The sequence below is a fragment of the Kitasatospora sp. NE20-6 genome (genome assembly GCF_045862635.1).
In genome coordinates this window covers 1-19739 of sequence record NZ_BPRL01000043.1, presented here as the reverse complement: position 1 = coordinate 19739, position 19739 = coordinate 1, and the positions used below count along the sequence as shown (strand labels likewise).

The following is a 19739-nucleotide window of genomic DNA, read 5'->3' as shown; positions in this document are numbered from 1 at the left end:
CACCATGACCAGCGACCCCTCGTTCATCCACGTCCAGCCCGCCCATCTCGCCGGTCCCGGAGATTCCTCGCTCGTCACCGAGGCGCTCCTGCGGATCGGCTGGGTCCACCACCCCGATCCGGGCCTGGACCAGGTCTCCCTGCATTCCCTGTCCAGGACCGCCACCCTCCGGCGGCACCGCGACGCGGCGTGGTCGCTGGTCTGCCACACCCCGGCTGACGGGGCACCCGCGTGGTCGGCGTCCTTCACGCCGGGGACGCCGGCCGAGGTCGTCGCGGCCAGCGCCCTCGCCATGGCCCAGTCCCAGCGGGGAGCCGACCACCGCCGCCTGTCCGATCTCGGCACACCCGACGCCTTCTTCCCCCGCGCGTCGGCCACCGCCCTGCAAAGCGGCCTGCGCCTCAGCTGGGCCTGGGAAGAGCAGGGCGCCCACCTCGACTACTGCGGCACGCCCAAAACCAGCGTCGGCTGGAGCTTCGTGGTGAGGACCGGCCAGCAGGACGACGGCGGATGGCGTGCCGGCTTCACCCCCGCTGCCCCGCTGTACGCCATCAATGCCGCACTCGAAGCGGCCTTCAGCACCACGGGGGTCCTGCGTCGCTGGAACGACCTTCCCGCCGCGAACCTCGCCCGGCTGAGCACCCCGACGCCGGCCGGACGCGCGGAGGACCGGCGCACCGCCGCGCTCTCCTTCGTCCGGCCCGTCCGTATCACTCCTCCGTTGTCGACGGCACCGGTCCGTTGCGGCCCGGGGGCGGCCCCCGTCCCTGGGAGCCGCCACCGGTGACCACGATGCCAAGCGCCCTCCGTCCCGACAGCCGTGACACCCTTGCCGTCTTCTCCATAGCGCTGGCGGCGGTTGTCCGGCTCCTGGCGCGCTGCTCGCGCCGACCTCAGCGCCACCGACGCCCGGGGCTGGATGCACACCCGGCTGTGGGATCTCGCCCACGCAGACTGGGTGCTGACCGATCTCGTCTGCGACGAGGCCGCGTTGCTGCACGGGCCGGGCGGCCGGTCCCTGATGGTGTTGCCAAGGCCCGGCTTTCCTTCCGGCCGGTTCATCGTGGCCGCCCTGGTGCCCGACGCCATCGCCACGGCGGACGTCGATCACCTGTCGCCGCACGGCATCACGGTGGACGCCGACCCGGCCCGCGCCGCCTACGTGGTCACCACTCGCCTGCTGCCCCGCTACACCCAGGCGATCCGCGACGCCGTCTCCTGGCAGCACTCAACGCCGAACCGCCCTGGACCAGCCAGGACTCCGACCCGACCCTGCTGCGCCACGCGGTGCGCACCCTGCTGCTCGTCACCGAGATCCGCATGTCCGACGAGGGCGGCACCATCACCGAGGCGCTGTCCGGCGGCGGTGAGTACATCTGCGAGCGCCTGAAGTTCGAGCCCACCATGGCGGCGCTGATCGAGACGGCCGCCGTCCAGGCCGTGGTCTGCGCCGCCGGCCTCGGCACCGTCTCCCTCCTCGACCCGACCGTGCCCCGCCTGCTGCACAGCCTCTCCGCCCTTCCTCTGGACAGGCAGCTCGCGTTCCTCCGGCAGGCAGCGTCCTCGCTCGACGACGACCCGCCCCCTGCCCGCCTGCAGGCCGCACTCGCCCGATCCACCCTCCACGGGCCCGCCGCCTTCACTCCCGCCGGGCCGGCCCACGCACCGACGTCCGCCCCCGCCTACCGCATGTCCCCGCCCGGCCGCTGACCAGAAAGCCCGTGTTGCCCACAGCCCTCGCCCCCACCGACCTCGTCCTCACCTCACCGCTGCATCTGGCCGGCCCCGGCAGCGAGGACTTCACCCGCAACCTCAGCGCCCACTTCGGCTGGGACCGGCCCGCCACCGACGACGGTGATGTCGTCCTGGTGAGCCCGTGCGAACGCGCCACCCTCTCGCGTTCCCCGGCAACCGGCCGCTGGGAGGCCGCCGTGCCGAGCACGCACGCCCCCGCCCTCGCCTGGGCCATCGCCTTCGACGACTCCACGCCCCGCGAGATCACCGCCGGTGTCCTCTACACCCTCGCGCACGGCCTGGAGCACTGGCCGCGTCTGCTGGTCCACCACTTCCCCGGGCGCGATGCCGCTCTCGGCGTACTGAGCAGCAGCGGATGGGCCTTCCAGCAGCGCGACGGCCACCAGGTTCTCCTCGCCCCGGACCGGCTCGCCGCGCTGACCCGCCCGCTCACCGACGAAGGCGCGTTCACCGTCCTGACAGGAGCAGCCGAACGCGGCACCTGGAACGTCACTTTCAGCCCGCGCACCCCCGCAGTGCTACTGCACAGCGGCGCCGCCGCCCTGCTTCGACCCGCGCTGCGCACCGTGGCCGAGGTTCCGGCGGCGCACCGCGGACAGATGTCCCTCAAACCGCCGGAGCGGCTCCTCGGCGGAGACGTCCGCCTCTCTCCCCGCTACCTCGCCGGACCCGGCATCAGCTCCGTGCCCTCGGCGCTTCCGCCACCCTTGTGGACGTCCCCGCGGCCCGGTGTCGTGGGCAGTTCCTGCGGGCGGGCACGAGTGGAGACCGGCATCCGGTCGGTCACCCGGATCGCGGCCGGCCCGGAAGGCCCGGACCACCGGCTCTCCTGGGCAGCAGAGTTCAGCGCGGCCACGCCGCCGGAGATCGTCGAGGACTGGCTGACCCACCTGAGCCGCTCCGTGGCGGCCGACATCGACCAGGGCACCACCCGTACCTTCGACCCCGGCACGCAGACGACCTGCGGTGAAGCGATCCGGCCGCTGCAGGAAGCCGGGTGGAAGCTGCACACCGACGACGCCGACCTGTACCTGGTCTCGCCCGACGGGCACGCCACCGCCCACCTCTGCCACGGACTGCTCGCCCGCGGCGTCAGCAGCACCGAGGCACTCGCCGCCACGGCGCACTGGGGCATGTCGGTCGACGTCACCGGCTCACCCGCCACTCGCTGGCACGCCCACCTCACCTCCCTCACCCCGCTCCACCTCGCCCAAGCCCTCTCCGAAACGGTCGCCGCCCCCACACCGGCCGTCCGCACATCCGACCGCGTCCCGGCCCGGCTGCGCCCCGCCCTGCACACAGAGCCGGTGATCACCGGCCTGTCCCCGGCAGCACGATCTGCCCGGAACCGCAGCCCGGTCACCGTCAGCCCGGCCGCGCCCGCTGCCGGCCCGACCGCCGTCCCCGCCCCGCGCCCTGCCCGCAGACCGTGACCACCAGCCGACCTGATGAAGGAGAACCCCGCTGACCGCCTCCTCCGCCGACTCCCCCCTGCACACCGCCAACGAGTGGCGGGAGTTCCTCGTGGCTCCGCGCCACCTGGCGACCGCCACCCACGAGGCCGAGCCCGTCCTGTCCCGCCTGGGCAGTGCCCGCTGGCTCCAGGGCGACGACCCGGTGGCCAACGTCTACATGGCCAGCCCCGACCTGCGTATCCGTGTCGGGTTCCTGCCCGAGGCCCCGGGCCCGCTGTGGCAGATCGTCGCCGGCGAGCCCTTCGGCACCCGGCCCGCCTGGCTGGTCACCATGAGCGACGAGACCCCGGCCGAGATCGTCGCCGACTTCGCATCCGCGCTGATCGCCCTGCACGCCGAGGACCAGCCCGAGGCCTACCTGACCGACCGCACACCGACCGACCTCGACAGTGTCCTCGTCTCAGCCGGCTGGAACAACGTGCGTGACGACCGGCTGGCCAGCGACTTCTGGCAGTCACCCGACGGCTATGCCGAAGCCCACGAGGTCCCCGGCAAGCCGATCCCCGACCGCGAGCTCGCCGGTAAAGCGGGCCGCTGGATCATCAACGGCGGCAACGACAAGACCCGCTGGTGGATCACCGCGTCCTCCGGCACCCCCACCCGCCTGGTCGCCGCACTCCAGTCCGCCGTCGTCAACCCGGTCCCCGTCCGCCGCTACGGCAGCGACCTGCACCACCTGCCGGCCACAGCCACCATCACCCAGGTCGCCCCCGTCCGCGGCACCAGCCGCGCCGCAGCCGCCCACGCCGGCTCCGCCCTCCTTCGCTCCGTGCACCCGGCCAGCACCCGGCCGCCGGGCCATGTGTCAGCCGGACCGCGTACCCCGGTCACCAACACTCGCTGACCTGTACTCCTGCGCCCCCGGGAGTGGGCATCGCCCACTCCCGGGGGCGTTTCGCGTACCCGGCCCCGCGTTCGCCTGCGGCAGACAGCAACCGCTACGCGAAGCAGGCAACGCCAAGCAACCATGGACGTTCCCCACCGGCCAGGGCGTTGCGACACGGCCGTCGCAACGCCCCTCACCGTGCACGTCGAGCTGGACCGTGCCGCCCGACCGGCCCGCCAAACACCGAGGAGACCCCCTGGCCAACCACCTGTCTCACCCTGCCCACGAGGCCGTCCTCGCCGCGTCCGCGACACCGTCCACGGCTGCACCCTGCGCCACGTGTGTCCTCAGGGCCTCGCCTGGTTACGGCTCCTGATCACTGGTCACCGCTTCACCTACGACCAGGCCCACGCCGTGAATGTGCACCTCACCAAGGCCGGACTCCGCTACGCCCTGCACCACGGTGCCAAGGCAGCACGGCGCCGGGCGGTCATCGTGACCTGTGGTTTCCGTAAGGCCCCCCGACGGCCGCCCACCTGGGCATCTCAATGGCCATTGACATTGGCGTGCTGCGGGGTTGCCGGCCAGGACTTGGCGAGGTGGCGCTCGACAACGGTGGCAGCCCTCGACAACAGGGTGACGGCTCCGAATCGGGCTGGATGCGCCATTCACAAGTACCCCTGGCCTGATGCATCGCGGATGCAGCAAGGCCATATTTGCCAGACGCAGGGGATCACCCCCGGCCCAACATGACCCCGTCGGTGCGATTGCTATTGAGACTTCCGTCTAGGCACTCGGCTCAGCCAGCCATCGGGATCCATAGTTTCATCAACGGCAAGATGCGCACGCTGGTCGGACCTGCAGACTTCACACCCGCGCCTCGTCGGACAAGCCGCTGTGTCGCATGCGCACCGGAAATCAGCCGAAGCGGCCTCGGCAAGTGCACGAGCGGCGTACTCTCCAAGAGATCCATCCTCCGGGCCGCAGCCGCAGCGCTGCGGATCTTACTGATCTTGATGGGGTGCGGTGGCAGGGACACCCGTGTTCGGCGGGCGCATGAAGGTCGTCGCCTATCTGAACCATGAAAAGACGATCTTCTACCGCGTGGTCCTGGACGTCCTGCTGGACGAGGAAGCCCGACTGGGAATCCACCTCAGCACGAAGGAGATCGTACAACGTGTCCAGGAAACGTTGTCGGTCGAACCAGAGCTCTTGGCGCAACTCCCCTCCGTTGATGCTCTGCTGGAGGACTTGTACCGGTGGGGCAACGTGGACCGCATTCACAACACCCGGCGGATCACCACACCCGAGGAGTACCTCCAGCGAGACTTCCTGTATCAACTGACATCGGTCGGCGCGCGGGTCCACCGCGAGATGACCTGGATCGACCAAGACATGGCTGATGTCGGCGCCCTTCAGTCCTCGATGCTGCCGGAGATCCTCACCTCCCTCGCCACACTGGTCCGTGCCCTGCGCCCCGGTGAGGAGGATCTGGAGGCGGCGCTGGGCGCTTTCCGGACGACGACCAATGGGTTCGCACGGCTTTCGGAGGACGCGAAGCTATTCGTCCAGGGCCTCAACGGCTCCCTCGCCTCGGAGGAGATCCGCGACCCGGAGACCTTCATCGCCTACAAGAACGTCGTGGTCCGGTACCTGCGTTCGTTCACCGTGGTGCTGCATCAGAATTCTCCTCTGATCGCCAAACTGATCACCCAAGCCGAGAGAGCGCGACTGTTGCCGAGACTCCGGGAGCTCGCCGCCCTGGAGACGGCACCGGTCCTCGGCCTGAGCCACGAGGAAGCCGTCGATCGCGAGGTAGAACGGATGCGTGAGCGGTGGAGCGGTCTGCGCCGATGGTTCGTGCCCTCCACCGAACGGCCCCCGGTTGCCGAGTTGTTGCTCGACCGCGCTTCCGACGCAATCAACTTCATCATCCTCACCGTTGGCCACATCAACGACCAGCGGTTCCGCAGGGCAAGTCGAACGGCCGATCTGGTGGCCCTGGCCGGCTGGTTCGACCGCTTCGACCGGACAGGCGGCGTGCGCGAGTCCACCGCCCTCTGGCGTACGGCCTTCGGGAACTACTCCGCTCGCCATCTCGGTCATCCCGCGGCGCCGGAGGCTGGCACCGATCTGCAGCCCGCGACCAGTTGGTGGCAGAGCGACCCGGCGCCAGTCTCCGCCGAGCTCCGGACCCGGGGGCCACGAGCGAACTCCGGGCCGCTGCCACGCATCCGCGATCCGCGGCGTGCGAAGAGCCTGCTGGCGGCACGGCAGCAGCAGGAGCACGCGACCGTAGAGGCTGCCGAGAGGTCGCTCGCTGCCAGAGGGCCGATCCGGTTGTCCGATCTGGGTCGGCTGGACAGCGCCGAGGCCGAGGTCTTTCTCGCTTGCCTGTCCTTGGTGTTGTCCGTACGAGAGAGCACCAGTGGCATTCGACGGGCCCGAACCCCGGACGGACGCCTATTGGTCACTCTGGGTATCGCGCCGACAGAACGTGCCGGGGCGGGAGTGAGGCTTCGCGGCGGGCGGCTGAGCACGAAGGACTTCCAGCTCACACTGTCGTTGAACGGGCAGGGCAAAAGATGAGCGACTGGGCCGGCGAGGACGGCCACGAGTGTCGTGAAGTGATCCGCGCACTGCTGCGGAACCCAACCCTCCGACGGCGGGGCCGACGCGGACGGCTGATCGATCAGGCCCGTCGGCACGAGGAGGAGCTACGGACCTGGTTCGATCACCGGCTCGGCTGGCCGCTGCTGGTCGAGCGAGACCGCGTGCGGCTGCTGAAGGTCCCCGAGGATCCGGGCCGATTTCCAGATCCCTCGATTCCGACAGCGCGGCAGTGCACCCTGTACTGCACGGTCCTGGCCGTACTGGTGGATTGCGGGCAGCAGACCGTCATCACCGAGCTCGCCGACCGAGTCACCGCACTCACCACTGCAACCAGTTCGATCCGTCGGTTCGACGCCACGACGACCCGCGAACGCCGCGACCTGGTCGCCGCGATCCGTCGCCTCACCGAGGACAGCGTGCTGGCGCCCACTCGGGATGCCGGGATCACAGCGGACCACGAGCAGGCCTACGTCACCGGCGGAGGCAACGCCGTCTACGACATCGACCATCGGACGGCCGCCTTCGCAATCGCTTGCCCGGTGCCGCCCAGTCTGGCAGAGGGGCCGGACGGCCTGCTGCACGTGCAGGACGGTGATCTCGCAGGCCACGGACCCACGGACGGCGAACTGCGGCAAGCTGTCATGCGCCGGCTCGTCGACCATCCAGTCGTGTACGCCGAGGACCTTCCGGTCGCCCAGAGGACCTACTTCGCCGAGCACCGGGACGAGCTCGTCGCCGACCTCCGCCTGAGCCTGGACACCCGCGTGGAAGTTCGCGCCGACGGCGTGGCAATTGTGGACCAGGACTTCTCCGACCTGGAGTTTCCTGCCGCGAGCGCCGCGTCCGTCGCCGCCCTGACGCTGGCCGATTTGCTGGCTGGCGAGGCGAACGCCGCTACCGGAACGAGCTTCACGATCCGAGGCGATCGCCTCCTCGAACTGGCTGGCCTGGTGGCCGCGAAGATCAGCCGCGTCGTGGCGAAGATCGAAGGCAAACCCGTCGATGCCGCCGCCACACTCCGGTATGCACTGCCGGTGCTGGTCCAGTTCGGCCTCGTAGACCCCCACGAGGACGGTGTCCGGGTCCGTGCCGCTGCCGCCCGATACCGCGATCCCACCGGACACGGTGCCCGGGTCCAGGGAGAAGAGCTCCTGCTGTTCGGCCCGGAGCGGGCCGGAGCCGGGGCCGCGCCAAGCTCGCCATCGACTGTCCGCCCTTCGAGCATGGAAGACCTCTACGGTGACGGAACCGACTGACAGAGGGCCGAACGCGGCCCTGCAGCGCATTCTCGACAGCGCACTGCCCGTGCCGGAACGGCAACGGTTCCAACAGCTCCGCCTGGGCTTGATCGGCATCTGGGAGTACGAGGAGCAGGAGTTCGTCTCGTACGGCCACGGCCTGATCCTGCGAGGCCGGAACGGGGCCGGGAAGACGAAGGTAATGGAAGTCACCAGCCCACTCCTGCTGGACGCCGTTCTCAACGCCCGCCGGCTGGACCCCTTCGGCTCCACCGCCCGCCCGATGCGGGATAATCTCTTGCACCGCGGGCGCACCCAACGCGTCGGATACAGCTGGTGCGAGTACGGACGCGTCGCCGAGGACGGCAGCCACAAGTACGTCACCATCGGCATCGGGATGCGGGCCAGCACGTCCGTGAAAGGCGGGCTACACAAACCCTGGTTCTTCGTCACCGAGAAGCGCGTCGGCCAGGACTTCGACCTGTTCAACGAGCACCGGCAGCCACATCTGCGGAAGCAGCTGGAAGCCAGGCTCGGCCCCCAGAGCGTCTTCGAGGACCGTCGCGAGTACCGGGCCGCGGTGGCCGAACGCCTCTTCGGATTCAGCTCCGGGAGCCTGACGTCCCTGGTGGAGCTACTCCTCGTCCTCCGCAAGCCCAAGCTCAGTGAGAACTTCAACGGCGAGAAGCTCAGCCGGATGCTCAGCAACGGCCTCCCGCCGGTCAGCGCTGCGCTCCTAGACGACCTCGCGGTCCGCTTCGACCAGTTGGCCCGTGACCGAAAGGACCTCGCGCAGCAGGAGCGGCACCTCTTGGGCATGCAAGCCTTCCGATCCGTGTACACCAGGTATGCACGCCGTTGGACACGGAGTCTGGCCGACCACGTGCTCAAGGCTGGGCAGTCGCTCGATGAGGCCACCCGCGGTCGCGACAAGGCGTCCAAGGAACTCGCGGCAGCCGAGGAGGCGCTCGATCAAGCCACTCAGGAACGGGGACAGCTCAAGGCGCGGCATGAGAAGTTCCAGAACGTTCTCGGTGAGCTGCGCCTCAACCCCCTGATGGAGCAGCACGAACTCCTCTCCCGGCTACAGGAACAAACCGAGGAGATCGAGGCGAAACTCCCCGAACTGCAGCAGCGGCACGAGGAGGCCGCGGCCGCAGTCACCGACGCCGCGTCAGCCGCTGACGGGAAGAAGCAGAGTCTCACCGTGGCGGCGGGGGCGCTGGGCAAGGCCGAGGAACTATCTGCGGTCCGTGCGGCCCAGACCCGGGTCGAAGACACCCATGCCCAGTGCGTTCCGGTGATCCGTACGGCACCGCAGGAAGCGGAGGGCACACTTCTCGGCCACCTACAGGCCCGCGTCAGTGTGCTCGAACGAGCCGTGGAGCTCGCGAACGCGGTCCAGAAAGCCCAGGCTGCCTTCGACCACGCCGACGAGACGTTCCAGAAGAGCAGGACGCTCTGCAACGCTTCAAAGAAGGCCATGAGCGACAACGAGGCCGAACTGACCAACCAGGTCTCCCTGCTCCGCCAAGGCCTGTCCGACTGGAGCGACCGCTGCCGCGAGCTCCGACTGACCGACGACGAGCTCACCGCGCTGAGCACCGCTGTACCGACGTTCGGTCTACCCGGCGCTTCCACCCTGTCCCAGGAACTCGCCCGCCTGGCCAAGCGCCGCCACGAGCAGCTGGCCGTCATGGCAACACGCCTGGAGAGCGACTGGAGTCGCGCCACGGGCGATCGGAAAGCACTGGCACGGACTCGTCTGCGAGTGGCTCAGGAGACCGACCCGCTCCCGGCTCCACCGCCTCACCGACGCCGGGACCGCACCGCGGCCACCGACGGGGCGCCGTTGTGGAGACTCCTGGAGTTCGCCCCGCACCTCACCGACTCGGAGAAGACCGGGCTGGAGTCCGCGCTCCTTGGCTCGGGCATCCTCGATGCATGGGTCACTTCCTCGGGGGCGGTCCTCGACAGCACCACGCTCGATACTGTCCTGCTGACAGACCGCGCGCCGGTTCCCGGACCTTCGCTGACGACCGTCCTGCAGCCTGTCGACAACCCGATGGTTCCCGCCGAGGTGACCGCTCGCGTTCTCACCGGTCTGGCCCTCGCCCGACCCGGCACCCCACCGCCTTCCGGCGACTGGATCGCCACCGACGGGTCCTGGCGGATCGGGCCCGCTCACGGCCGGACCACCGCCTCGGAGCCCGCGTACATCGGCGCCGCGGCCCGCGAGGCGGAGCGGCAGCGGCGCCTGCGCCCACTCGACGAGCAGCTCGCCGAGCTGGACGCCCTGCTTCTCGATCTGGACGAGCGACTCGAAACCACTCGCGGACGTCAGGACGACCTCGCTTCCGAGCACGAGGATGCGGCCGGTCTCGACCTGCCACTGCGTCGGTGCCAGCAGGAACTGGCTACCGCCCGGAAGGTCTTCGAAGCCCACGACAGACGACGCGAACTCGACGAGGCCCCTGTCACGGGGAGGAAGCAGGAGCTGGAGGACGCCGGAGCCGCTCTCGATCTCTACGCGCGGGAACGAGCAACCGCTACCCGGCTCGACCTGCTCGCTTCCGAACAGCGCGCACTACAGGAGTACCGTACAAGCCTTGACGAGCTGTTCCGCAAGGTAGAGGCGTGGGCGCACCGGGCACAGCAGTACGAGGACGCCAACACACTCCTGAGCACCTGTCGGGCTCACCTGGCCGCGATCGACAAGGATCAGGATGCGGCGATCCGGGACGCCCGCCAGAAGCGCGAGCGGTACGAGGTGCGGCGCCGCATGGTCGGTGCGGATGTCGATGCCGTGCTGGCGGAGCTGGCCGCCACCCAGGTAGCGCTCACGAAGACGGTGAAGCAGCAGGAAGACAATGACCGAGTGGTCGATCGAGCGAAGGAACAGGCCGTCCGCCGCAAGACGGCCCACGAGCAGTCGCTCGTCCTCGTCAAAGAGCGACAAGGGTCGTTGAACGACCGGTCCTGCGACTATGACAGGCTCCAGCGACTCGGTTTCATGGAGCTGGTGTCCGCCACCAGTTCCATGCCGAGCCCTGAAACAAGCGCTGCTGTTCGGGCCCGGGCCGTGCTTCCCGAACTCGCGAACGACCCAGGAGACCAGGGCGCGCTCGACCAGGCGCGCGACGACGTCGACCAAGCCAGGCACCAGCTCGAACGGGAGCTCGCAGGCCAGGACTGGACCGTCCGCAGCGGCAACGACGACCGGCTGGTCACCGTCCGGCTGATCCACAACGGCCGCAGCCACACCGTCACCCAGGCGTTGGCAGTCGTCGAGACAGAGGTCCGCGAACGCACCCGCCTCCTCGACACGAGCGAGCACGACCTCTTCACTGAGGTCCTCCTCGGACAGGTCGGCGACCACCTGCGCCGTCGCCGGGCCGGAGCCAAGGCCCTGGTCGAGGAGATGAACCGACTGCTCGGGCTGCGCCGCACCGCCTCCGGGCAGGTCATGCGGCTGGTCTGGGAGCCGGACCCCGACAAGGGCCGCGAGACCCGGGAGGCCCTGGAAACGCTGGACAAGCAGGCGAGCCGGTTCCTCCCGGACAGCGCGCGCGAGCACCTCATCACGTTCCTGGGCCAGCAGATCGCCACGGCCCGCGAGGCGGAGGGCGGAAGCGACTGGAAGGCCCACCTGCGAGCCGCTCTCGACTACCGGACCTGGAGCCGTATCCGAGTCCAGTACAAGACCGGACCGCAGCAGAAGTGGGTCGACATCGACGCTGGCATGCACGGCAAGGGCTCGGGCGGGGAGAAGGCCGTAATGCTGCAGCTCCCACTCTTCGCCGCCGCTGCCGCCCACTACACCGGCGCGGCACCCACCGCCCCCCGCCCCGTTTACCTGGACGAGGCATTCGCCGGAATCGATGCCGAAATGCGGGGTGAGTGCATGGGCCTGCTCATCGCACTCGACTTGGACTTCGTCATGGCGAGCCACGACGAGTGGGGCTTCTACCAGGAGGTCCCCGGCGTTGCGACCTACCAGCTCTTCCGTGATCCCCAGACCGAAGGCGTGCTGACCACACCGATCATCTGGGACGGCGCCCAGCGTCATGTCATGGTCGATCCGGCGCTCATCGGCGGTGCGGCGCTGGACTTCGGCACGGACGACGACCTCGACAACGACCTCGACGAGAACAAAGAGGAACTGTACCCGGACGACGAGGAGGACTTCTTCGACGCCGAGGGCGATGACGACCTCCACAGCCGAACGGACGACCCGATCAGCGAAGCGGACCTGGGCTGACATGCGCGCCCACGTCGTGCTCCACCCCGATCTCGCGGAATGGGCTGCCACCCCGGGCGGCCGGCTCTTCTGCACCCTAGCCCGCGAACGCATCGCCAACGGGGGAAAGCTGGACCGTCCCATGCGCATGCGCATGGCCTCGCGCGAACGTGCCGATCTGGTCGATCTCTTCGGCACCGGCGCCGTGACCGGTCAAGGCCTCCACCTCGGGCGCGCCGACGCCGCACTGCGCAGCAGCCGCCACGCGTTGTCCCTACGGCAACTCCTCATTGGTGCGGACGGACCTATCAGGACCAAACGCGGCCAAGCCCGCTATCGCTCGATCGTCAAGCGCCAGAAGGTCCTCGGAGAACGCGCGGAGGCCATGGCCGCGATGGCCGGTGTGCGGGAGCTCAAGTCTGAACGCTCTCTACTCGCGGCACTCCCGGACGACAACCGCAGGCTCGCCCCGGCCGGAACACGCACCGGAACCACCCACTGGGCTACGTACTACGCCGCCATACGAGCTGCGGCAGAGTGGTACCGCGGCTTGAGCCGCGGCTGGAAGTACGGCGAGCGTGAACTCGCGACGCAAGCCCTCGGCGGGAGCAAGCAGTGGACCGATGCGTCCAAGGCCGCTTTCTCCAAGCTGATCGGACAACCGTTCAGCGATGCCGTCCACACAGCGGACACCGGCCTGAGGATGACCGGTCCTGCCGAATGGCACCGCCAGGGCCTCGTGGCCGACCTCTCCCTGGCGGAGCCGTTCATCGAGCTTCCCGGCAGAGCCGTGGCCCGGGACGGTCGCCTCGACCTCCAGGCCGCGGGGGTCCTCCTGATCGAGAACCAGGAGACCTTCGAGGCCGTCTCCTCGCGCACGACCGTCCCCACCGAATGGCTGTGCATCTGGACCGGAGGCTTCGCTTCCGACGCACTGGCGCTCTTCCTGCGCAGTCGCGTGCCTCCTTCGCTCCCGATCGCGGCCTGGGGAGACCTAGACCCGCCAGGTGTCGGGATCATCCTCAACCTTGCGGAGAAGAGCGACCACACCATCCGGCCGATCGGCATGGATGTGACCCTCTATCACAACGGAAGCAAGCTAGACGAAGAACCGACCGAACTGGAACGCTGGCGAGCCGCAGCCCAGACGATGTACGAATCCGTTCCAGGGCACTTTCAAGCGCTCCTCGCAGCGATCGTCGCCCATGGGGGATTGCGCTGTGAGCAGGAAGGGCTCCATGAGCAGGTGCTTCCCCAGTTGCATCGATGGCTCAACGAACTCACTCAGCGAGATTGAGGACCCCTACCAGAGAACATGGCCCATGATGGCCAACTACGAGGTCCTCTGAGCAACGTCGCAACGCCCCTGGCTAATTTCGGGTGGGGTGTGGCAACGGTGGACCAGGGCCGCGGTGACTCAACTTGCCGCCTCGATGGCGACCGTGACGGACACCTGGCCGGATGTGCTAGCGCCGGCGTTCAACCGGAACGCATTGAGGACGATCCCGTCCTTGGGGCGTACGGGCTGCTGCCGGGGCTCGCAGTCACGCGCCAGCGGTGGGTTACGGGAGGCGATCAGCCGGCGGAACGTGGACAACGAGGGCAGTGGGGTCGTCTGTCGGCAACGAAGTGTTCCTCCAGCAGGGCTGCGGAGCGTCCTCGGTCGGCTTCCTGCAGTGCCAGTTCCAAGCAGCGCAGCACGCGCGGATCACCGCGGAACCCGGGTGCGGCACAGCGCGAGGTACACCCGTCCGTGAGCGCGGCCACGCCCCTGGGCTGGTAGCGCTGGCGTTTACGGCGCACGGTGCGGGCGGAGACGGCCGCCATGTTGAGTTCGACGAGTTCGGCGGCCTTGGCCGCCTCCCGCTGTGCGAGGGTGGTGCGGGCGGGATTGTACGGCGGGCGGGGACTCTGGTCAGGAGGGGCTCTGGGCGACAGTCCGGTGATGACCTCCACGATGTGCCGTTCCCACCAGAAGACGCTTTCTGCATCCTCACTCCCGCCAGGCGGGCGATCCGGGGACACGGTGGCCAGGATCTCAGCCCACGGTTCGCTCACCAGGGCAAGCGCGCACAGGCCGCTCGCCCAGGGCAGCGGCGCTGCGCATCAGCCGAGGTACAGGCCCCGGAAGAGGCCGTCGAAGCCCAGGCCCATGTACATCTCGTCGAAGGACCCCCACTCACGCTCCTCGGCAACCCCGCTGCGGCTGCGGGCACTCTCGACGTCAGCGATGTCCAAGTCATACTCGCGCCACTCGTGGGTGCAGCGGCAGCGGACGAAGACGAGGTCGGGGTGAACGTGGATCAGGAGCCAGTCGCGGTCGGCCTTGCACATGGCGCAGGTGATGAGCGTGCCGCGGGGGTTGAGGGGGTCGGGGTGGGGGACGGCGAGGGTCGCCGGCTTCGGCTCGGCCGGCTGGGGTTGGTGACCGAAGCGGAAGTGGGTGTAGGGCTGGTTCTGGTCGTCGTGTCCGCCGGACGTGGTCATGGAGCCCCCAACTCTCGTGATGTACAAGGAAGAACGCTGCGCAGGGGTCGCTTTCTTCCTTTTTTGTCCGACTTTTGGAGTGATGTGGATCACCGTTCGTTCCGGGTTGGAGGGCGACTTCCGGGCTCGGCCGGGGGTGACAGATCAGGCCCGGGACTTGGGGTCGGGGTATTGCGTTTTCGCATCCACCGAAGTTGGCGTACAGTCGCTTTCACCGACGCGGGGTGGAGCAGCTCGGTAGCTCGCTGGGCTCATAACCCAGAGGTCGCAGGTTCAAATCCTGTCCCCGCTACCACGAAAGGCCGGGCCCGGTAAGCATTGCTTACCGGGCCCGGCCTTTGTCGTGTGGTCAGTCGATGGTGATGTGCGGGTGGCTTCGGCGAAGTGCATCAGGCAGCGCTCGGCGGTGGTGTCGGTGGCGACGAGGTAGGCGATGCGAGCGGTGCCGAGGTCTCCTGCGAGTGACAGGAGGGCGTAGTCGCCAGTGTGGTGTTCCCACACGAGGCACTCCAGTCAGGGCTGGCGGTACAGGGCGAGGTCGGCGTCGGCGCGGGTGAGGCGACTGTCGGCGGGGGCGTAGGCGAAGTGGACGGCGGCGGGTGGGGGTGAGGTCGGGCAGCAGGCACAGCGCGATGTCGGCGGCGGCAACAGGCAGGTCGATGCCGGTGGCCTCGCGGACCAGGTGCGGGATCAGATCGCCGGCGAGGCGGCCGTTGACCTCGGACAGGCGCGGGCCGCGGCCAGTCAGGCGCATCTCGACGTGGGCTATGCCGTTGGCGAAGCCGACGACGTGCAGGGCCTCCTGGGCGACGGGTCCGGCCAGGGCAAGGAGCGGGTTGTGCCTGGTCTCCTCACGGTAGGGCGGTGGGCCGAGCTGCTTGCGGGTGATGGCAACGGAGATGGCGCGGCCCCGGACGGTGGCACACTCAACGCTGATCTCCGGCCCGTCGAGGTACTCCTCTACCAAGACGCCCACCGGCCGGTGGCCCACTCCCGCTCACCGGCGGCGCGGGCGGCCAGGCGTGGGCAGTGGGAAGATCCTTCACTCCTTCGGCGAGGCTGACGCCGATGCTGCCGGTCGCGGCGGCGGGCTTGACGACGACCGGGTACCCGATGCGCCCGACAGCGGCGCGGGTCTGGTCGAGGGTGCCGGCACGGATACTGGCAGCGGAGGGCACGTTGAAGACGTTGAAGGCAACCTGACTGGCAGTCTTGTTCATGCAAGCGTGAGCGGTAGCGGTGGAGTTGCCGAAGGTGCCGAAGCGGGAAGCGGGATGGGCGGCGATGTGCTGGGCGAACTCGTCCCATGTCAGGCACCGGCGATGCAATGGCCTCGGGCGAGGATCTCGGCAGCGGCCAGGCTCGCGTCCGGATCGCTGGTGTCGACGATCTCGTACCTGGCGAGGTGGGGCAGCTGCCAGGTCGGCTCGTCCGGGGTGAGCAGGACGACACGGTGTCGGGTGGCGATCTACTCCAACGCGTAGCGGCGGTAGTCCTCATCGCCGGAGGAGACAAGGAGGAACGAGGGGATGGTGCCGGTCAAGAACAGGTCCTTCCGAAGGCGGGAGCGGCGAGTGGGCGTGATGGTCACCGGGTCGAGGGGTGGGCGGGACGGTGCGATCAGGCCGCGGCGCGGAGCTGCTCTGCGTGGTCCGCCTTCTCCCAGGCAGTGCGGTGGGTGCGCAGGCTGCGGAAGCACCACCAGGTACCGGCCATCACGACGGCGGCAGTCGAGGCGACGAGCAGTCCGGCGAGCGGGAGCGGGGCGAGGACGAGCAGCACGGTGGTGGCGGGGGTGGCGGTGCACATCGCTGCGGCCGAGGTGATACCGACGGGCAGCAGGTCCCAGCGGTCGGTGGCGTGGCGGGCTGCGATGACGGCTGCCAGGGAGAGGGCTGCGGCGGCACTCCACACCAACCCGACGGCGGCACTGGAGTGGTGCAGGGTGCGGGTGACGGTGATCGGTGTGGAGACCTGTAGAAGGCCCAAGGCCAGGTTGACGCAGGCCATCGCGCCGACCAGCCAGCCCAGCCGGTGGCAAGGGCGGCCAAGGGGTGACGGGTAACGGTGTCGGTGACCAGGTGCAGGTGCGGGCGGTCGGTGCGCACGCTCAGGGCGACGATGGCGGTCAGGATGGAGAGGATCGCGACGACGGCCAGCAGGAGGGCGGGCCCGGCAAGCAGGAGCAGGCCGCCGAGCAGCGGGCCGATGAGCAGGGCGGCCTGGTCGGTGCCGGTCAGGATGCTCTGCACCCGGTGGGCGCGGCCCCCGGCGCGGCGGCTCGCTTCTCCGCCGATCGTTTCGCCCGCCAGGAAGCCCGCTTCGGCGAGGGCCCCGAAGGTGACGCCGAAGCCCAGCACCAGCCATGGTCCCCGCCCCGAGGCAGAGTCCGGTCAGGGTGGTGAGGGCGGCTGCGGCCCTCAGCGCGCTGATACCCAGCACCGCGACTCGGGGGCTTCGCCGGTCGATCACCGGTCCTGCGCCTGCGATGGCGGCCAGACGCGGCACCCGCTCCAGGAAGAACGCCGCACCGGCCCAGGCCGGGGAGCGGCTGAGGGCAAGCACCAGCAGCGGGACGGCGTACATCACGACCGCGGCGGCCAGGGACTCGGTGTCGCGCAGGACGTAGCAGCGCAGCAGCCAGTCACGCTCGGCCGCGCCGGGCATTCGGGTGCGAGGGGCAGCGATCGGGCGGGTCATGAACAGTTCTCCCTGATCGGGCGCGGGGTGGAGGGTGGTTGGGTACGGCCGCCGACGGAGCCCAGGTAGCGTCCGTCGGCGGCCGGGTCAGCGACGCCGCCGCGGATCGGCGGCGCTGTCGGTGGCCGGAGCGGCCGAAGGCGTGGTGCTTCGCACGGGCCGGTCGCCGGTGGCGGGGTGGGGCAGTTGGGCGAGGTGGCGCACCCGCCAGGTCAGGACGGCGGTCGTCGAGCTGGCGCTGTCCAGTTCCCGCCATGAGTGGGCCCGTTGCAGCAGCGCCTGCGGGTCGTGTCCGGCCGCCTCGGCCTCCGCCAGAGCGGCAGCCAGGGCGTCGAAGGCCGGCTCGGCCAGCATTCGGCGCCCGCCCTCGCCGGGGAGCGCCCCGCGGACGGCCCGTTCCTGGCGCTCGCGCACCGGGCGGGGCAGGGCCCGGCCGCGCTCGCGCAGTACGGTCATCGGCCGGTCTGCAACCTGCCGGTAGGCCTCCCGCAGATGCTCGGCCGCCGCCCGTGCGGCGGCGGCCTGCTGGCGATGGCCCTGCTCGGCATGCCAGCGGCCTGCGGCGATCACCAACAGGACCAGCACCGACAGCAGCGTGGCCGCTGCCGAGGCATCCGGGCCGCGGTTGCCGCTGTAGCCGCCGGACAACACCGCGCGGGCGGCGGACCGCATCACCCAACCCTCAGAGTTCGCGGCTCGCACGTGCGAGCGCGAGGCCCGCGCGTACGCTCGTGCGGCGGCCAGCAGTTCCCGCTTCTGGCCTGGCAGGGCCGTGGCCACCAGGGCGTCGAGTACCTCCCCGGTCGCCTCGGTGACCGCGGCGGCATCCTCGGCGTGGCCGTCCAGGAGGCCGAACGCCTCGGTTGCCGCGTTCGCGGCCCGGTAGCGCGCGGATGCGGCCGAGGTACGTCCGCCACCGTCCGGCGCGGTAGGCCGGTCCTCGTGCGCCGGACGTTCCTCGACCGGCACGGCCAGGCGCTGGCGGATCCGGGGCAGGGTCAGGTCCGGGGCGAGCTTGTACCCGCCGAAGAACACCGGCTGCCCCGAGCCGTCGTGCTCGCCGACGAGCGCGACGCTGTAGCCGAGCACGTCACCGGACGGCCCGATCTTCCGGTTGACCAGCACGCCGAAGGACTCCAGGCGGGCGAAGAACTCCTCCTCGTCCCGGGCCCCGGCCACTGCCTGGCGGACGGCGTCGCGCAGCTGCTGACGGGACGTGTCCTGCCCGCCCAGCCGCTGGGCCTTGTGCTTCTCCCGGTTGGTCGCCTCCTTGGCGACCGTCCCGTCGCCGGGGTTGAGCTGGCGAAGTCCCCACTCCTTCTCGATCGTGCGGCACTCGGACTGGGCCCGCGGGTAGTCCTTGCGGATCCGGGCGAGCCGCAGGTCGCCACGCACCACGGTGGCGACGATGTGGATGTGGTCCTCTGCGTGCCGGACGGCCACCCAGCGGCAGCCGTCCGGATCGCCGTCCTCGGCGATGCCGGTGGAGGCGACGACCCGGCGAGCGACCTCGGCCCATTCCTCGTCGGTCAGGATCCGGTCCTCGGGTGCCGTACGGACCGAGCAGTGCCACACGTGTTTGGTAGGCCGGCGGCGGCCGAGCTGCTCGACGCGCATGTCCAGGACGGACTGCAGCTGCTTGAGGGAGGCGGCTGGATCGCGGCCGGGGTCGGGGGCGAAGCCGTCGAAGGAGGCCACCAGGTGCGGGTCGGTGTGCTCGTCACGCCGGCCGGGGCCGTAGAGGTAGGCCAGGAGGCCGTACGTCTTCGAGCCCATGACGATGTTCGGCACCACCGGGTCAGCGGCCCTTCAGGAGCTGGACCGCCGCGGTGTCGATGGCGGTGACCGTGGTCCGCACGGCGGCGAGAGCAGCGACCAGGTCTGCCGGGTGCGGCAGGCCCCCGGAGTTGAGTTCGCGGGCTATCTGGTTGAGGTTGTTGCCGACGCGGGCGGTCTGCTGGCGGGCGGCTGCAAGCTCGTCGAGGGAACGGTCGAGGTGGTCGTCGGGGTCGACGGCGGCATCGATGCTGCGGGCGGCAGCGAGCGCGGTGGCGGCGACGAAGCGGGCGGCGGTCTGGGCACGCGCGGTGGCGGCGGTCTTGATCTCGGCTTCTTCGAAAGGACTCAGGCGGACGGTCAGCTTGCGCTGGCGCTGCTGCGGTTCGTGGAAGCGGCGGCGCGGACTGCGAACGGCGATCGGCTCGTCGGCGGCGGCGGTCATCGGATGGTCTTCCTGTCGGTGTGTCCTGCCTGCCGATGCCCCTGGCTTCGGCAGGTCGGAGTCGAGTCGAGCGCCCTCGCTCGGCTCGACTCCGACCTCCCCGCCCCTCGGGCGGGGCGTGCGCCGTGGGGCGGGCGGGAGGGGGGGGGCCCGCCCGCCCGCGCGCCCCCCCCCGGGAGACAAC

General features: G+C 69.9%; 16 protein-coding genes and 1 tRNA gene. 10 read left to right on the top strand and 7 right to left on the bottom strand.

Going from position 1 to position 19739, the window contains the following annotated elements:
- Positions 1-4 precede the first annotated feature (4 nt).
- The 8 genes from SNE206_RS26485 (at position 5) to SNE206_RS26450 (ending at position 13444) form a co-directional block, all read left to right on the top strand.
- Positions 5-787 (top strand): DUF317 domain-containing protein, encoded by a 783-nt coding sequence (locus SNE206_RS26485; RefSeq protein WP_407916010.1) that lies wholly within the window; start codon positions 5-7, stop codon positions 785-787.
- A gap of 500 nt (positions 788-1287) precedes the next feature.
- Complete coding sequence (locus tag SNE206_RS26480) at positions 1288-1710, top strand: hypothetical protein (protein ID WP_407916009.1); 423 nt, start codon at positions 1288-1290, stop codon at positions 1708-1710.
- A gap of 11 nt (positions 1711-1721) precedes the next feature.
- Positions 1722-3188 carry a DUF317 domain-containing protein gene (locus tag SNE206_RS26475; protein WP_407916008.1) on the top strand — a complete coding sequence of 489 codons (1467 nt, stop codon included), beginning with the start codon at positions 1722-1724 and terminating at the stop codon, positions 3186-3188.
- A 91-nt stretch (positions 3189-3279) separates the two neighbouring features.
- Positions 3280-4074: a DUF317 domain-containing protein gene (locus SNE206_RS26470; RefSeq protein WP_407916007.1), complete on the top strand. Its 795-nt coding sequence runs from the start codon at positions 3280-3282 to the stop codon at positions 4072-4074.
- A 1038-nt stretch (positions 4075-5112) separates the two neighbouring features.
- On the top strand, positions 5113-6645 hold the full coding sequence (locus tag SNE206_RS26465; RefSeq protein WP_407916006.1) for a TIGR02677 family protein: 1533 nt from the start codon (positions 5113-5115) through the stop codon (positions 6643-6645).
- A complete protein-coding gene (locus tag SNE206_RS26460; protein ID WP_407916005.1) occupies positions 6642-7925 on the top strand; it encodes a TIGR02678 family protein in 1284 nt (427 codons plus the stop codon). Before SNE206_RS26465 ends, SNE206_RS26460 begins: the two co-directional genes overlap by 4 nt.
- A complete protein-coding gene (locus SNE206_RS26455) occupies positions 7909-12168 on the top strand; it encodes a TIGR02680 family protein (protein ID WP_407916004.1) in 4260 nt (1419 codons plus the stop codon). Before SNE206_RS26460 ends, SNE206_RS26455 begins: the two co-directional genes overlap by 17 nt.
- A gap of 1 nt (position 12169) precedes the next feature.
- A complete protein-coding gene (locus SNE206_RS26450; RefSeq protein ID WP_407916003.1) occupies positions 12170-13444 on the top strand; it encodes a Wadjet anti-phage system protein JetD domain-containing protein in 1275 nt (424 codons plus the stop codon).
- 278 nt (positions 13445-13722) lie between these two features.
- Here SNE206_RS26450 and SNE206_RS26445 read toward each other — a convergent pair whose 3' ends face one another.
- Both SNE206_RS26445 and SNE206_RS26440 read right to left on the bottom strand, forming a co-directional pair.
- Complete coding sequence (locus tag SNE206_RS26445) at positions 13723-14103, bottom strand: hypothetical protein (RefSeq protein WP_407916002.1); 381 nt, start codon at positions 14101-14103, stop codon at positions 13723-13725.
- A 150-nt stretch (positions 14104-14253) separates the two neighbouring features.
- Positions 14254-14634, bottom strand: a complete 381-nt coding sequence (locus SNE206_RS26440) for a hypothetical protein (RefSeq protein ID WP_407916001.1) — start codon at positions 14632-14634, stop codon at positions 14254-14256.
- 218 nt (positions 14635-14852) lie between these two features.
- On the opposite strand from SNE206_RS26440, the gene SNE206_RS26435 reads away from it, so the two are divergent.
- Positions 14853-14929, top strand: a tRNA-Met gene (locus SNE206_RS26435).
- Positions 14930-14983: 54 nt separating this feature from the next.
- Here the strand turns inward: SNE206_RS26435 and SNE206_RS26430 are convergent.
- The 3 genes from SNE206_RS26430 to SNE206_RS26420 all read right to left on the bottom strand — a co-directional run bounded on the left by SNE206_RS26430 (position 14984) and on the right by SNE206_RS26420 (position 16644).
- Complete coding sequence (locus SNE206_RS26430; protein ID WP_407916000.1) at positions 14984-15610, bottom strand: acetyl-CoA carboxylase biotin carboxylase subunit family protein; 627 nt, start codon at positions 15608-15610, stop codon at positions 14984-14986.
- A complete protein-coding gene (locus SNE206_RS26425; RefSeq protein WP_407915999.1) occupies positions 15561-15854 on the bottom strand; it encodes a hypothetical protein in 294 nt (97 codons plus the stop codon). The genes SNE206_RS26430 and SNE206_RS26425 overlap by 50 nt, the downstream gene beginning before the upstream one ends.
- A gap of 400 nt (positions 15855-16254) precedes the next feature.
- Complete coding sequence (locus SNE206_RS26420; RefSeq protein ID WP_407915998.1) at positions 16255-16644, bottom strand: hypothetical protein; 390 nt, start codon at positions 16642-16644, stop codon at positions 16255-16257.
- A 44-nt stretch (positions 16645-16688) separates the two neighbouring features.
- Between SNE206_RS26420 and SNE206_RS26415 the strand changes: the two genes are divergently transcribed.
- Positions 16689-17039: a hypothetical protein gene (locus SNE206_RS26415; RefSeq protein ID WP_407915997.1), complete on the top strand. Its 351-nt coding sequence runs from the start codon at positions 16689-16691 to the stop codon at positions 17037-17039.
- A gap of 382 nt (positions 17040-17421) precedes the next feature.
- Here the strand turns inward: SNE206_RS26415 and SNE206_RS26410 are convergent, their stop codons facing one another.
- Both SNE206_RS26410 and mobC read right to left on the bottom strand, forming a co-directional pair.
- Entirely contained in the window at positions 17422-19128 is a 1707-nt protein-coding gene (locus tag SNE206_RS26410; protein ID WP_407915996.1) for a relaxase/mobilization nuclease domain-containing protein, read from the bottom strand.
- A gap of 4 nt (positions 19129-19132) precedes the next feature.
- On the bottom strand, positions 19133-19555 hold the full coding sequence (mobC, locus tag SNE206_RS26405; RefSeq protein ID WP_407915995.1) for a plasmid mobilization relaxosome protein MobC: 423 nt from the start codon (positions 19553-19555) through the stop codon (positions 19133-19135).
- Positions 19556-19739: the final 184 nt, after the last annotated feature.